Annotated in this window: 12 protein-coding genes; 7 read left to right on the forward strand and 5 right to left on the reverse strand. The window is 73.4% G+C overall.

All coding sequences use genetic code 11. The features are described from left to right. The first annotated feature begins 171 nt into the window (after positions 1-171). A complete protein-coding gene (locus ACZ7LV_RS26595) occupies positions 172-441 on the forward strand; it encodes a helix-turn-helix domain-containing protein (RefSeq protein ID WP_471942852.1) in 270 nt (89 codons plus the stop codon). A gap of 128 nt (positions 442-569) precedes the next feature. Then, entirely contained in the window at positions 570-773 is a 204-nt protein-coding gene (locus tag ACZ7LV_RS26600) for a cold-shock protein (protein ID WP_007383480.1), read from the forward strand. 74 nt (positions 774-847) lie between these two features. Here the strand turns inward: ACZ7LV_RS26600 and bla are convergent, their stop codons facing one another. Together bla and ACZ7LV_RS26610 are read right to left on the reverse strand one after the other, a co-directional pair. Next, positions 848-1,759 (reverse strand): class A beta-lactamase, encoded by a 912-nt coding sequence (bla, locus tag ACZ7LV_RS26605; RefSeq protein WP_471942854.1) that lies wholly within the window; start codon positions 1,757-1,759, stop codon positions 848-850. A 20-nt stretch (positions 1,760-1,779) separates the two neighbouring features. Then, on the reverse strand, positions 1,780-3,348 hold the full coding sequence (locus ACZ7LV_RS26610; protein WP_471942785.1) for a penicillin-binding transpeptidase domain-containing protein: 1,569 nt from the start codon (positions 3,346-3,348) through the stop codon (positions 1,780-1,782). A 175-nt stretch (positions 3,349-3,523) separates the two neighbouring features. On the opposite strand from ACZ7LV_RS26610, the gene ACZ7LV_RS26615 reads away from it, so the two are divergent. The 5 genes from ACZ7LV_RS26615 to fxsT all read left to right on the forward strand — a co-directional run bounded on the left by ACZ7LV_RS26615 (position 3,524) and on the right by fxsT (position 11,525). Next, a complete protein-coding gene (locus ACZ7LV_RS26615) occupies positions 3,524-4,480 on the forward strand; it encodes a LysR family transcriptional regulator (RefSeq protein ID WP_471942787.1) in 957 nt (318 codons plus the stop codon). Then, positions 4,477-5,388 carry a serine hydrolase gene (locus ACZ7LV_RS26620; protein WP_471942789.1) on the forward strand — a complete coding sequence of 304 codons (912 nt, stop codon included), beginning with the start codon at positions 4,477-4,479 and terminating at the stop codon, positions 5,386-5,388. The genes ACZ7LV_RS26615 and ACZ7LV_RS26620 overlap by 4 nt, the downstream gene beginning before the upstream one ends. Before the next feature lie 9 nt (positions 5,389-5,397). Next, a complete protein-coding gene (locus ACZ7LV_RS26625; RefSeq protein WP_471942791.1) occupies positions 5,398-5,706 on the forward strand; it encodes a trypco2 family protein in 309 nt (102 codons plus the stop codon). A gap of 113 nt (positions 5,707-5,819) precedes the next feature. Then, positions 5,820-7,367 carry a VMAP-C domain-containing protein gene (locus tag ACZ7LV_RS26630; protein WP_471942793.1) on the forward strand — a complete coding sequence of 516 codons (1,548 nt, stop codon included), beginning with the start codon at positions 5,820-5,822 and terminating at the stop codon, positions 7,365-7,367. 207 nt (positions 7,368-7,574) lie between these two features. Beyond that, complete coding sequence (fxsT, locus tag ACZ7LV_RS26635) at positions 7,575-11,525, forward strand: FxSxx-COOH system tetratricopeptide repeat protein (protein WP_471942795.1); 3,951 nt, start codon at positions 7,575-7,577, stop codon at positions 11,523-11,525. 9 nt (positions 11,526-11,534) lie between these two features. Here fxsT and ACZ7LV_RS26640 read toward each other — a convergent pair whose 3' ends face one another. From ACZ7LV_RS26640 to ACZ7LV_RS26650, 3 genes are all read right to left on the reverse strand, one after another. After that, the gene (locus ACZ7LV_RS26640) at positions 11,535-13,376 is read right to left on the reverse strand and encodes an HEXXH motif domain-containing protein (RefSeq protein WP_471942797.1); all 1,842 of its coding nucleotides are present in this window, start codon (positions 13,374-13,376) and stop codon (positions 11,535-11,537) included. A 24-nt stretch (positions 13,377-13,400) separates the two neighbouring features. After that, entirely contained in the window at positions 13,401-13,580 is a 180-nt protein-coding gene (locus ACZ7LV_RS26645; protein WP_401675360.1) for a hypothetical protein, read from the reverse strand. Between the two features lie 126 nt (positions 13,581-13,706). Further along, entirely contained in the window at positions 13,707-14,774 is a 1,068-nt protein-coding gene (locus ACZ7LV_RS26650; RefSeq protein ID WP_471942799.1) for an effector-associated domain 2-containing protein, read from the reverse strand. Positions 14,775-14,781 lie beyond the last annotated feature (7 nt).

Below are 14,781 nucleotides of genomic sequence, written 5' to 3' on the forward strand. Positions count from 1 at the left end.
TGCGGCACTTCGGGTGACCCCCGGGCCCCGGTGAGGGGCGATTCTGTCGCGGCCGGCACAGATTTCGCCCCTCCCTCAGGCTAGGGTTTTTGTGTGCCCCCTGATCGTGCGGCCGACGAGTCCGCCCCCACCGTCGACAACCTCGACGACGACGACTACCCCGCCTACACCATGGGCCGGGCGGCCGCCGTCCTCGACACCACTCCGGCCTTCCTGCGCGCCCTGGGCGAGGCCAGGCTGATCACCCCCCTGCGCTCGGAGGGCGGCCACCGCCGCTACTCCCGCCATCAGCTGCGGATGGCCGCGCGCGCCCGGGAACTGGTCGACCAGGGCACCCCGATCGACGCCGCCTGCCGCATCATCAGCCTGGAGGACCAGCTCGCCGAGGCCCGGCGGCAGCTGACGGGTCAGGGAAAAGGGCACCACCCCGAAGGCCGCTGAATATCTGTCGCGGCCGGCGTAGAATTTCTGCACCCAAAAACAGAATACGAGGGCACGAGAATCGCCCAGGCCATATACCCATGACTGTGCTAGCTTGAGAGGAGCACTCGTTTTTAGGGAGATTGAATATGGCATCTGGCACCGTGAAGTGGTTCAACGCGGAAAAGGGCTTCGGCTTTATCGAGCAGGACGGTGGCGGCGCCGACGTGTTCGCTCACTACTCGAACATCGCCACCAGCGGCTTCCGCGAGCTTCAGGAAGGCCAGAAGGTGACCTTCGACGTGACGCAGGGCCAGAAGGGCCCGCAGGCCGAGAACATCGTTCCCGCCTGACGCGTGATGCAGCTCGGGGCCCGCACTCCACGGAGTGCGGGCCCCGACTCATGTCACGGACTCATGTCACGCGCTCACGTGAGGTCGGCCACCACCTGACGGGTCGCCTCCGCGATCAGGGCCTCCTCGGGTGGGGCGCCGTGTCCCCGGCGGTCGGTCATCACGGCCAGCACCAGGGGCTCGCCGTGCGGCGGCCAGAGGATCGCGACGTCGTTGGCCCGGCCGTAGGTGCCGGTACCGGTCTTGTCGGCCACCGTCCAGCCCCGGGGGACACCCATCCGGACGCGGGCGTCGCCGGTGGTGTTGCGGACGAGCCAGTCCGTCAGGAGCGCGCGGCGGTCGGCGGGCAGGGCGCGGCCGAGGACGAGTGCGCGGTAGGTCCCGGCGATCGCGCGGGGCGTGGTCGTGTCGCGCGGGTCGCCCGGTGCCATGCGGTTGAGTTCGGGCTCGTAGTGGTCCACCCGGCTGACCTCGTCGCCGAGACCGCGCAGGAACGCGGTGAGTCCCGCCGGGCCGCCGACGTCCCGCATCAGCAGGTTGCCCGCCGTGCCGTCGCTGTGGCGGACGGCCGCGTCGCACAGTTCGCGCACCGTCATACCGGTCCCCACGTGGTCCTCGGTGACCGGCGAGACCGAGTTCACGTCGGCCCGCGTGAAGGTGATCCGGTCGTCCAGGTGGCCGATCGGGTGCGCGTGCAGGACCGCCGCCGCGGCCGGCGCCTTGAAGGTCGAGCAGAACGCGAACCGCTCGTCGGCGCGGTGGGCGAGCGTGGCACCCGAGCCGGTGGCCACGGCGTACACGCCGAGCCGGGCTCCGTACCGGCGTTCCAGCGCCGCGTAGCGGGACAGGTCGGGCGTACGACGGGCAGCCGGGCGGGAGGGGCTCGCGGAGGGCCGCTGCTCGGGCCGGCCGCGCCCGCACGACGACGCGCCCAGGGGCACCACCAGCGCCCCGAGCAGCACCTGCCGTCGGGAGGGACCGGACAGGGCGCGTTCCTCGCCGTCCCTCACTCGGGCACCGCTTTCAACAGGCTGTGGACGACCGGGCCCGCCGAGCCCCCGCCCGTCACGCCCTCCTCCACCACGCACGCCACCGCCACATTGCCGCGGTAGGCCACGAGCCAGCCGTTGTTGTCCTGCTCCTCGGACACCTCGGCCGTGCCGGTCTTCGCCCCGACGTCGCCCGGCAGATCGGCGAGCGCCCGTGCCGTGCCCTCCGTCACGGTCGCCCGCATCAACTCCCGCAGCTGCGCGACCACGCGGTCCGGGAGCGGGGTCGTCGGCACCGAGGCCCCGCCCGCGCCGCCCGGTGTGATCGTCGGCTGGTGGAACCTGCCGGAGACCGCCGTGGCCGTGACCGACGCCATGATCAGCGGGTTCGCCTGCAACCGCCCCTGCCCGATCATCGACGCCGCCTTCTCGGTCTCGTCCCGCGCCGCCGGCACCGAACCGTCGTACGACGGGATCCCGACGTGCCACTCCCGTCCTACCCCGAAGTACTCGCCGGCGACCTCGCCGAGCTCGCCGTCCCCGAGCTCGTCGCGCAGACCGATGAACGCGGTGTTGCACGACTCGGTGAAGTCCTTGCGGAAGGTCGCCCCGGGGAACTCCGAGGTCTCGACGTTGCGGAACTGCTTGCCCACCGTCAGGTACTTCGGGCAGTCCACCACGTCGTCCAGGGCGACGGCGTCCTTGAGCAGCAGGGCGGTGCTCGTGACGATCTTCCAGGTGGAGCCCGGCGCGTAGGTGCCGGAGACGGCCCGGTTGAAGCCGGAGGCCGGCGAGTTGGCCACCGCCAGGATCTCCCCGTCGTCGATGCGCAGCGCGACCAGCGCCGCGTTCTTCCCCTCGGTCTCGTGCGCGAGCGCCCGTTCGGCGGCGGACTGCCAGTCGGCGTCGAGCGTCGTGCGCACGGGCTCGTCGTCCCGGGGGCCCTCCGTCCCCCCGAACCGGACCTCCGTACGCTCCACCTCCCCGGTCACCCGGTCCACCAGCCGCACCGCGCCGCGCGGCCCGGAACCCGTCCCGCCGCCTGCGAGCTGCCCCAGCACCGGTGCGAGCGAGGGGAGTTCGCCCACCGGCAGCGTGGCCCCGTCCCGGTCGGTGACCTCCGGAACATCCCGCTTCTCGCGCTCCAGACGGAACTTCTCCGTCCCGCTCAGCCGTGGATGCACCAGCGACAGCCGCCAGTCCACCTTCCAACGGCCCTCCTCCGCCTCACGCAACGGCAGCTTCGACCGGTACGTCCATGTCCCCAGGCCGGTGACGGGCATCCGGGCCGTGAAGGGGACGGTGACGCTCCCGTCCTCGGCGGACGTGGGCTCGCCCGCCACAAGTCGCGGCTCGGCGATGTCCAGCCCACCCGTGAAGTTGCCCAGCACCTCCTGGGCCGTACCGGGATCCGTCGTCCGCGCGGCGGCGCTCGGCAGCCGGCCGCCCGCCCAGTCGGCCAGGAACGCCCGCGCCTGCTCCAGGGCCGCCGGATCGGGTCCCTCGTCGCCCCCGGCGAAGGGGCCGACCCCGGCGGCGTACGCGCCGCCCGCCCCGACGGCGAGGGCCACCGCGACCGCGGTCACGGCTCTCACCCCGCCTCGTCGCCGTCTCGCCGCCCGTCCGGCGGGGGCTCGGTACACGGAGTCCGGCAGATACGCGTCGCGGTTGTCCATGGCCCGAGGACAACAACGCCCCCGCCCGTCTGTCCAGAACGCATATCGATCTCGTATTCATCAATTCCCGATATGCTTGCTGCTCGTGGACCTGGTGCGGCACCTGGAGTGCTTCGTGGCTGTTGCAGAAGAGTCACACTTCGGCCGTGCCGCCGCCCGCCTCGGCATGGCGCAGCCCCCTTTGTCGCAGCGCATCCAGCGCCTGGAACGTGAACTGGGCGTGCGCCTGTTCGAGCGCACCAGCCGGCAGGTGCGGATCACCGAGGGCGGGGCCCTGCTGCTGGCGCGGGCCCGGGAACTGCTCGCCCGCTCCGAGGAGTTCCTGGCCACCGCGCACCGCCTCCGGGACGGCGAGACCGGCCTCCTGCGGGCCGCGCTGCCGCCGGACCTCTCCGGCGAGACCGTCGCCGCCCTCCTCGCGGACTTCGACCGGCGCCACGACCTGACCGCGCCGGAACTGGAGCTGCACGAACTGTCCACCGCCGGCCAGCTGGCCCGCTTCGCCTCCCGCGAACTGGACGTCGGCCTCATCCACCACCCGTGCGACATCACCGGCCTGGAGCTCGGCCCCGTGCTGCGCCGCGAACTGGGCGTGCTGCTGCCGGCCGGAACCGCGCCGGCCGGCCCCGGCGAGGTGTCCCTCGCCTCCCTCACCGGCCGCGACCTGATCCTGTTCCCGCGCGGCGACGCCCCCGCGCTCTACGACGACCTCCTCACCACCTGCGCCCGCAACGGCTACACCCCGCCCGCCGTACGTCACGCGCAGGGCGCCAGCTTCGTGCGCGGTCTGGTGCTGTCCGCCGGGGCCGTCGCCCTCGCCCCCCGCGACACCCTGGCCGGCCCGGACATCGTCTGGCGCCCGCTCACCGGTGCGCCGCTGGCCTGGCGGCACTCCGTCGCCTGGCCCAAGGGCCGCGGCGGCGCCGCGGTGACGGCCTTCGCGGACGCGGCCACCCACGCGCTGCGCGCCACCGCCGGCGCCACCCCCGACGTACCGGCCCGTCCGCTCCATCTGCGCCCGGCATCGGAGTACTGGCTGTGACCGACGCCCTCGGCCGTGTGCGCGCGGCCTTCGCCGACGCCGGCGTCACCGGCTGGCTGCACGCCGTCGACATCGACACCGGGGCGCAGCTCGACGCGGGCGCGGACCAGCCGGTGTGCACGGCCAGCGTCCACAAGCTGTGCCTGCTGGTCACCCTCCACGAACTCGCCGCCGGCGGCGGGCTGGACCTGACCGAGCCGGTGGACTGCCCGCCCGCCGGCCGCACCCCGGGCCCCACCGGTCTGGCCGCCATGCGGGACGCCGTACGCATGTCGCTGCGCGACCTCGCCTACCTGATGACGGCCGTCAGCGACAACGCCGCCGCCGACCTGCTGCTGCACCGCGTCGGCCTGGACGCCGTCAACCGCACCACCGCCCGCCTCGGACTGACCCGCACGCACGCCGTGCACACCTTCGGCGAACTCCTCGCCACCCTGCGGGAGGACGCCGGTCCCGGGGGCGCGCGGGTGCTGACCGACCCGCACGTCCTGACCCGCCTCCGGGCGCTCGACCCGGCCCGCACCAACCGCAGCACGCCGCGCGACATGACCCGTCTGCTGCGCGCCGTCTGGCGGGACGAGGTCGGCGGCCCCGAAGGAGCCGCGGCGGTCCGTCGGCTGCTCGGCCTCCAGGTCTGGCCGCACCGCCTGGCCTCCGGTTTCCCCTTCGACGACGTACACGTCGCCGGCAAGACCGGCACCCTGCCGACACTGCGCAACGAGGTCGGCGTCGTCGAGTACCCCGACGGCGGCCGCTACGCAGTGGCCGTCTTCACCCGCACCGCCAACCCGGCGGCCACCCTCCCGGCGGCCGACGCGGTCATCGGTACGACGGCCAGACTGGCGGTCGAGTCCCTGCGCGCCGGCCCGGCGTCGCGAGGCGGACGGGAGCGCGACGACAGGGGCTAGGATCCCGGCATGGTCGAACTAGCCGAAATGATCCGGGAGTTGAGGCACGAGCTGAACTCCGCGCTGGCCGGTGGCGGCGACGGGCCCGTTCGGTTCGAGCTGGGACCGGTCGAGATCGAGGCGACCGTGGCCGTCGGGCGGACCGGCGGGGCCGGGGGCAAGGTGCGGTTCTGGGTGGTGGAGGCGGACGGTGAGGCGCGCGTCGAGTCGTCGCGGACGCACCGGATCTGCCTGACCCTGCAGCCGAAACTCGTCGCACCGGACGGCACGCACCACGACGTGCTGGTCTCGGGTGACGAGGCGGAAGGGGAACGATGAGCCGCAGGACGCTCGTTTCGACCCCCTGACGTGGGGGGACGACTGGCCGTACGCTGGTCGGCACTGTCAGTGGTAACTCAGGCGGGACTGGTGGCGGTCGGGAGGTCACGGGGGTGGAAGGGCGCAGCCCTGCACGGGTCCGCAACGAGCTGGTGGCCGAAGTCGTGGACGTCCTCCAGGAGTCGGCGACCATGCGGCACACGAGCAGCGCGGATCTGCTGGTGACCATGCTGGCCGAAGAACTGGGCGCCCCGGTGGAACCGCCGCGCGGCGAGGCGTTACGGCCCTGGCTGCTGCGCCTGGTGGAGAGGTGCACGGGCGTCCCCGACGGGATGCCCTGCCTGGTGCGCTGCCTGGGGTACGTCGAGCAGCAGTCGTCCGGCGTGACGGCACTGCACCGGCTGGTGGACGAGTGGGAGGCCGTCGACTTCTTCGACGGGGCCGATCTGCATCCGTTGCGGCCGCTGCTCCGGGAGATCCGCTCCGCCTCCACGCTGGCCGCGATGGCCCGCCGCGCGAGCCGTTCGCGCACCCAGGAGCTGCCGCAGTGGTGCGACACGGGCTGGACCGTCTTCCTGCGCCTGGCGGGGGACAACTCGGCGGCGAAGGAACTCCCGGTGAGCATGGCGTTCGTGTCCCTGGCCGCCGACCAGCTGGTCGAGGACGGTCGGACGGACGCGGCCGAGCTGCTGCGCCGCTGGAACCGTCGTCAGGCCCGCGCCTGGGGCCTGGAGGACAAGATGGCCGAGTGGCAGCGCGGCGGCGCCGTGGCCGAACCGGTGACGTCCTCGCTGATGCCGGCGTATCTGATGATCCAGTTCGAGCCGGACGGCGTGGACCGCGAGCGCTACTACCTGTCGCACTGGCGGCAGTCGGACGCCGAGGGCTGGCATCCGGTGCCCGGCGAGACCGTGCATCTGCACCGCGACGAACTCCCCTCCGAGGTCGAACAGCTCATCGAGCAGACGGAGGAACGCTGGTCGGACCTGCGCCAGCCGGTGGTGCTGGAGTTCATCCTCCCGTGGGAACTGCTGGGCGAACCCGTCGAGTGGTGGCACAAGGAGTCCGACTCGTCCTCCCCGACCCCGCTGGTGATGGACTACGCCGTCCTGGTGCGCAGCTTCGAACGGCTGCGCAGGGCCTCCTGGCACCGTCCCTGGCACAACAAGTGGCGGCACTTCAAGGAACGCCCCGCCGACACGCACCCCTACTGGAACCGGCCCGGCCACTCGCACTTCCATCTGGAGCGGGAGCTGAAGGAGGACGAGCACGCCGTCTGCCTGGTGCTGAGCGAACCGCCGGGCGGCGACTCGCCCACCAGCCGCCAGGCCTATCTCGCGGGCCTGCGCGCGGGCGTCCCGGCCATGATCTGGCACCGCGGCGACTGCGCCGACCCGGCCTTCAAGGAGGCCGTCGCCGACATCGTGCAGGACCGCGGGCTGGCCGGTCTGGTGGAGCGGACCGGAAGATGGCGCAAGGAAGCGCTGGCCGCCGGGCCCGAGGGGTGGGACAACCACGTGGGGCGCCATCTCGCGATCCTGCTCGACGACCCGGACCGCAGACCCGTGCCCCCGGGGCCCGACCGTGCGCGGGGTGACCGGCAGGCCGGGCCCGAGGTGCACGGACCGCCCGCCCGCGAGCCGAAGGGTGACCCGAATTGAACGAGCGTGCGCGTAACCGCCCGCCTGTGTTTCAGGTCGGCCCCAGTGCTTCCGTCATGCTTTCGCGTACACCCGCCACGAGCCCCCGTGCGCACTTGCTTCACGAGCGGAACCGCTGCAAGGCTTTGTCCGTGGCCGTCACGCATGCCGGGGGTGTGCGGGACTCCGCCACCCGCTCATCGTCACTACGACGCCTTGAGGGCACGCATGCATGATGACGATGGCCAGCGACCGGGAGAGCCCGCACGAGCACGCCGTGAGGCCGCCCACGTCCTGAGCCGCCTCGGTGGGCGGCCGGGCGGGCCCGCACCCACGGAAGTGGTTCTGGTCATCGACACCCACCCCACGATGCGGGTGTGGCACGAGACGATCCGTGGCGACCTCGTCGCGGAACTCGAACGCGCGGGCACCTTCTCCCACGTACGGGTGTTACGGCTGCTCGGCACCGACGAGACCGACCCGGCCCGGGTCAGCCCGGACGAACCCCTCGGCCCCGCACCGCGGGACGCCCGCCGGGTCATGCTGGTGCTGACGGACGGTCTGGCGGCCGGCTGGCGGCTCGGGGCCGTCCAGCCGCTGCTGCGGGGCTGGGCGCGGAGCTGCCCGGTCGCCGTGGTGCATCTGCTGCCGCAGCACCTGTGGTTCCGCACCGGGCTCGACGTGTACCGGGTGCGGATCCGGGCCCCGCGCGGCTGGACCGCCAACAGTGCCTGGGACTGGGAGGAACGCGAACCTCCCGCCGGGCTCCGGGACACCGACGACGCGGTCACCGAGCGGGACGGCACCGCCGTCGTCGTCCCCGTGCTCGCACTGACCCGGCGATGGGCGGCGGCGCTCACCCGGCTGGTGTCCGGGCCGGAGCCCGAATGGCTGGATCTGGCCGCCATCCAGGCCAGGGAGTGGAAGAGCAGACCGGACGCGGCCCGCGCGCTGCCCTGGGCGGCGGAACTGCCCGATCCGCTCAGCACCCTGCCCGCCGCCGAACGGGTCTCCGACTTCCGGGCCGTGGCCAGCCCCACCGGGTTCACCCTGGCGACCCGGCTGGCCGCCGCGCCGCTCAGCCTGCCCGTCATCCGCGCGATCGTGGCGAGCACACCCGGCGCCGGTCCGGTCCATGTCTCCGAACTGCTGATCAGCGGTCTGGTACGGCCCACCTGGGAGCACGACGAGGGCCCGGCGGACGTGGTGTTCACCTTCGCCCCCGACATCCGCGAGGAACTGCTGGCGCTCGGGCGGCGCAGTGCCACCACCCGGGTACTGCGCGAGGTGCGCGCCCTGTTCGCCGCGGACGACATCGCCCGCACCCTGCTGCCGTCGCCCGACGAACCGCCGGACACCCTGGCGATGCCCCACGTCAGCAGCCGCAACATCGCCTTCCTGCGGGTGGAGCTGACCGCCCTGCGCGCCCTGTCGGGCCGCTACGACCAGCGTGCCGCGATGCTGGCGCAGGTGCTGAGCTGGCACGATCGGCGTTACGCGGTCAGCCTGGAGAAATCACCACGCGGAGTGCCGGGACGGGTGGCGGCGGCCCGGTCGGCCGACGACGCCACCGACCCCGCCCCCCGGACCCCCTCCGAAGGAGCCTCGCACATGCCGACATCACCCCAGCGGACCGTGGAGACGGGGGACCGCACGACACAGCCGCGGGTCTGGGGGAACCTGCCGCCGCGCAACCCGAACTTCACCGGGCGCGCCGAGCTGCTCGAACTGCTCGACCAGCGGCTGCGCGAGGGCACCACGACCGTGCTGCCGGAGGCGATCCACGGCATGGGCGGCGTCGGCAAGACCCAGCTGGCGATCGAGTACGCCTACCGGCATCAGGCCGAGTTCGACATCGTGTGGTGGATCCCCGCCGAGCGGCCCGGCCAGATCGGGCAGGCGCTGGTGGAACTGGCCCAGCGACTGGGCCTGGTGACCACCACCGAGGCCAACATCGCCGGGCCCGCGGTGCGCGAGGCGCTGCGCGAGGGGCGGCCGTACGCCCGCTGGCTGCTGATCTTCGACAACGCCGACAACCCCGAGCAGGTCCGCCACTACTTCCCGCAGGGCGGCAACGGCACCATCCTCGTCACCTCCCGCAACCGGCGCTGGGGCCAGGTCGGCGGCTCCCTGGAGGTGGACGTGTTCACCCGCGAGGAGAGCAAGGAGCTGCTGCGCCGCTCCGGGCCGCCGCTGCGGGACGGCGAGGCCGACGCGCTGGCCGAGGCGCTCGGCGACCTGCCGCTGGCCCTGGAACAGGCCGCGGCCTGGCGGGCGGAGACCGGGATGCCCGCCTCGGAGTATCTGCGGCTGTTCGAGAACAAGCGGATGGAGCTGCTGGAAGTGGCGCCGCCGCCGGACTACCAACTGCCGGTCGCCGCCGCCTGGAACGTCTCCCTGGACCATCTGGAGACCCGCAGCCCCGCGGCGCTGCGGCTGCTCCAGCTGTGCTCCTACTTCGCGCCCGACCCGATCTCCCGGTCGATCTTCTCCGGCCTCGGCAACAGCAGCATCTTCCCCGAGCTGGACGCGGCACTGAACGACCCGATGCGGCTCGCCCGGGCGATAAGGGAGGTGAACCGCTACTCCCTCGCCCGTATCGACCACCGCACGAACTCGATCGAGATGCACCGCCTGGTGCAACTCGTCCTGAACAACCGTATGTCCCCCGAGGAGCAGTCCCGCATGCGCCATGGCGCCCACACCCTGCTGGCCGCGGCCGACCCCAAGACACCCGAGAGCCCGGTGAGTTGGCCCCGGTACGCGGAGCTGTACAGCCATGTGATCGCCTCGGACGCGATCAAGTCCGACCAGCCGTGGGTGCGCCAACTGGTACGGAACATCGCCGAGTACCTGTACTACTGGGGCGACCACGACGTGTCGGTCGACTTCTCCGAGCAGGCGTGGGGCTCCTGGAAGACCATCTTCGGCGAGGAGGACCAGCAGACGCTGCTCATGGGGCGGTGGCTGTGCTTCATGTACTGGGTGGTGGGCAGGTTCGACGACTCCGCGCAGCTGGTCGCGCACATCCGGGAGATCTACGAGCGCACCGCACCCGCCGACCAGGAGGACACCCGGGAGGACGCCCTCGACGCGCTGCAGATGGAAGCCGCCGTGCGCCGTGTCGAGGGCCGCTTCGCCACCGGCGCCGAACTGGACCGCATCGCCTACGAGCGCGCCCACAGCGCCTTCGGCGAGGAGGACCCGACCACCCTCAACATCGCTCACAACTTCGGCGTGAGCCTGCGCCTCGCGGGTGACTTCCGGCAGGCCCTGGAGCTGGACCGGCGCACGCTGGCACTGAAGGTGCGGCTCTTCGGCCGCGAGGACCGCCGGACCCTGATCACCGAGAACAGCGTCGCCATCGACGTCCGCGAGACAGGCGACTACGTCGGTGCGCGCTCCTTGCAGGAGCCCGTCCTCGTCGCCTGCCGGGACGTGTTCGGCCACGGCAACCCGACCACCGTCGAGACCATGCGCCAGCTGAGCGAGGCGTGCCGCAAGGAGGGCGACCACCTGCGCTCGCTGGAGCTGGCCACCGAGGCGCACGCGCAGTTCACCCGCCGCTACGGCGACACCCACCCCCAGTCGCTGGCCGCCGCCCTCACCCTGTCGGTCGCCCTACGGCAGAACGGCGATCTGGAGGCGGCCCGTACCCGGGGCCTGAAGGCCTGCGAGGGCTACCGGCAGATCTACGACCAGCACCACCCGCACGTGCTCTCCGCCGACGTCGACCTGGCGGTCACGCTGCGCATGCTCGGTCAGGCGGAGGAGTCCCTGCGGCTGGACGAGACGGCGCTGGGTTCCCTCGCCGACCGGCTCGGCGCGGGCCACCCGCTCGCCCTGATCTGCGCCGTCAACCTGGCCAGCGACCTGGCCGCGCTCGGTCGGCACGAGGAGGCGCGCCGACGCGGTGAGGACACTCTGGCCCTGTGCCGGTCCACCTTCGGTGAGGACCACCCGACCACCTTGATGTGCGCGGCCAACCTGTCGATGGACCTGGCCTCGGCCGGCGCCGAGGCTCAGTCCGCCGCTCTCCGCCAGGACACGCTGGAGCGCATGATCCGCGTCCTCGACGCGCCCCATCTGGAGTTCGAGTCGGGCGCGGGCCACCCGGCGACGGCCCAGTTCCGGGAGGGCCGGCGCGCGAACTGCGACATCGACCCGCTCCCGCTGTAGCCGAGATCGTCAGTCCGGGACGGCCTGTCCCAGCCACTGCGCCAGCTCCACGGGGTCGGCGGCGCGGCCGGTGGCGGCGAGCAGGCCGTCCTGGACGGCCCGTGCGCGCTCGGGGTGGATCAGCAGGAGCCGCGCCGCCCGTTGCCGGGCGGGGTCCGCGGCGAGGGCCCGGCCCAGGCCCGCCCAGGCGGCCACCGGCGCCGTCCTGCCCGAGAGGCGGGCCACGTAGGCGTCCCGGGCGGCCTCGTGGTGACCGGCCATCAGCAGGGCGTCGGCCGGGTCGGCGCCCTGGACGCTCGCGGCCACCGTGCGCAGGGCTCCCTCCGGGCCGGTGAGACGGTGCCGGGCGAGGACGGCCGCGGTGTCGAGGAAGCGGACCTCGGCGTCGGGGACCAGGGTCGGCTCCGCGGACAGGGCCGGCGGCGGACGGTCGGCCCCGCGCAGCCGACCGCGTACGGCTTCGTCGACGGCGGCGGCAGGGGGGCGCAGATGGTGGGCGCGCCAGCGGGCGAGGTGGTCGGCGGCGACCTGTTCGGCCAGGGCGAGCTCGGCGGCGGGGACCTCTTCGGTCATCCACAGCGCGCAGCGCTCCCGCAGGCAGTCCAGGACGTACCGACCCAGCGGGGTCAGCAGGGGGTGCCCGTGCACCCGGTTCAGCACCGACCACACCTGGCCGCGCCACAGCGCGAACTCGAAGTGGGCGAGCGGCACGTAGGCCGGGTCGGCGGTGTGACGGTGGGTGCGCCAGAAGCCGGCGACGCCCAGGAAGGCGTAGATGCCCTGGAGGAGGCCGCCCAGCGGGCGGGGGTCGTCGCGCCAGGGGGCGTGGAAGAGTTCCTCCGGCGTACCGGGCCCGGGGGGCGGCTCGCTCAGGGGGCCCAGGTTGATCAGGGCGCCGAGCTTGATGTGCTGGAACTCGTGGACGAGGGTCGCCGCGAGCTGGACGGCGTCGTCCGGGTGGGAGGCGACGACGCCGCCGAACGCGGCCGCCGACGTGCAGCTGTACGGCCGAAACCTTTCTCTCGCCGGGGTGGGGGCGATCGACAACAGCCCCCTGCGCATGGCGCCGGCGGTCACCGGGTCGTCGCGGAGGACGATGTCCCAGGCGCGAGCGAACAGCGCCGACCAGGACTCCGCCTCCGCCTCGGGCATCGGCCGCGGTGCCGTGGGACGGGGGAAGGTGCGGTACGGGTCCAACTCCTCCAGCACGAGCGACCCGGCGGTCGGCCACGCCAGTCGCCGCACCGGCACCCAGTCCTTCTCGGGCAGTTCCCAGCCGGGCGCGACCCGCACGTCCCCGGTCGCCCCGGTGATGCGTAACCGGCCCGCGTGGCCCGTCACCCGGGCGGTGCCCCACCGTTCCCGTTCCGGCAGGACCGCGCAGCCCAGCGTGGGCAGCGGCACCAGCCCCTGCCGTACCGGCACAGTGATCGAGAAGTCCAGCCCGGCCCGCGCCCCCGCCGCCGCGGCCAGCGCGGACAGATGTCCGGTGACCACCCACTCCGGCGCGTCCTCCGCGTCCGAGGCCCGTCCCCGCGCCGCGCGTACCGCGAGGGAGACCCACATACCGGTGTTGGGGGACATCAGGACGTCCTCGAAGGCCTCGGGCGCCGCCTGCTGGGCGCGCTCCAGCAGCGACCAGGCCTCGGCGTGCGACAGCGGGGCGGTCCCGTCCTCGGGAAGCGCGTTGTCCAGGGCCCGCATCAGCAGCAGGCGGCGGCTGCGCTCCGCGCCGAGCAGCGCCCGCACCACCGCCTCGTCGCCCTCGCCGCGCGCCAGGGCCTGGACGCCGGCCGCCGAGAGCCGGTGGAAGGGCAGGTGATCCCCCGTCGTCGTGGCGTCAGCGGCCACGGATCATCCCCCACCGCACCCCGGTCACCTCGTCGAGTCGTCGAGCCGGGAGCCGTTGTAGCCGCCGGCCGTGATGCCCTGTGGTCCGTCGATGTGGTGCAGCAGGCGCTCCAGCGACTCGGTGAAGTCCGGGCCGTCCATGGAGCGCAGCGCTTGCAGGGAGACCCCCGAGAGATCGACGAGGCAAGACTCGACGGCAGGCATCGTTTGCTCCACGGCTGCCAAGTCCCCTCCCGTGCCTACGAGTCAGCGCGCTGTCGGCTCCCAACCATCATGACCCAGCGGACCACAAGTCGAAACCCCACATCCCGGCCGCCCCGCGAGATCACGTCAGTGGTGGCGTGCGGCCAGCAGGGCGGCGGCGCGGTCGACCCGTTCCACTTCCGGTGAGGGTCCCTCCAGCAGCCGCACCGCCTCCAGGAGCTGGTCGAGCGTGCCCGGATAGCGCAGGCAGGTGCGCACGACGCCGTAGACGTCCATGCGCAGCCGGGGGTCACGGGGGCTGTGGGCGGCGATGCGGTCGGTGATGCTGTCGAGCAGCAGGTTCATGCCGTGCGGGCTCCGCAGCAGGGGCAGGGCCGTGAGCGCGTCCACGAGGTCGATCAGGTCGCGCAGGGGCAGTTCGCCGGGCAGGACGGTCAGGGGGGCGGCCGGCGTGCCGTCGGCGCGGCCCAGCGCCTCGCGCGGCGGCAGCCCGGCCCTGCGTCCGAGCCGCTCCAGCGCCGCGGGGGACGCCACGTCGTACCACCGCTCCACCCGCCGGGCCGCGAGCCTGCCGAGGCCGTCGGCACGGTGGTGCACGCCGACCACGCCTATCACCGCGCCCCCGCACCAGACCGCCGCGCCGGACATGCCCTCCCACGGGGAGCGTTCCGGTTCGACGTCGGCGGGCGGGACGAGCACGGCCAGTTCGAGCGTGCCCGCGCGGCGGTTGGACAGCACCGAGACGGTGCCGGAGACGTGGCACGAGTCGCGGTACCGTCCGGGCGGCCCGTCGCCCGGGGCCGGGGCGGCGTCCCGGCGGAGCTTGAAGCGGGGGAAGCCCATCGCGCTGAAGGGCAGCACCACGTCGGCGTCCGGGACGGCGGCGTAGCGGGGCGGGTCCGCGTCGGGGACCCCGGCCGGGGCGTCGGCCAGCTCCAGCAGGGCGACGTCGGCCGCCTCGTCCAGCACGAGGACGCGGGCGGCGGCGCTCCACTCCCCGGGCAGGTCCGCGTCGAAGCGCACCCGCAGGGAACCGACCTGCCCGGACACGACATGGGCGGCCGTCAGCACACAGTCCCCGGACACCCGGTACCCGGACCCGCGCCGCCCCGGGCCTCCTTGTCCTTGCGGCCCGCCGACGAGGACCTCGGCGACCCGCGCCGCGTCCAGCCCCTGCTCCCCCCGGTCCGTCACACCGGTC

Source organism: Streptomyces sp. NPDC107562, assembly GCF_055657325.1.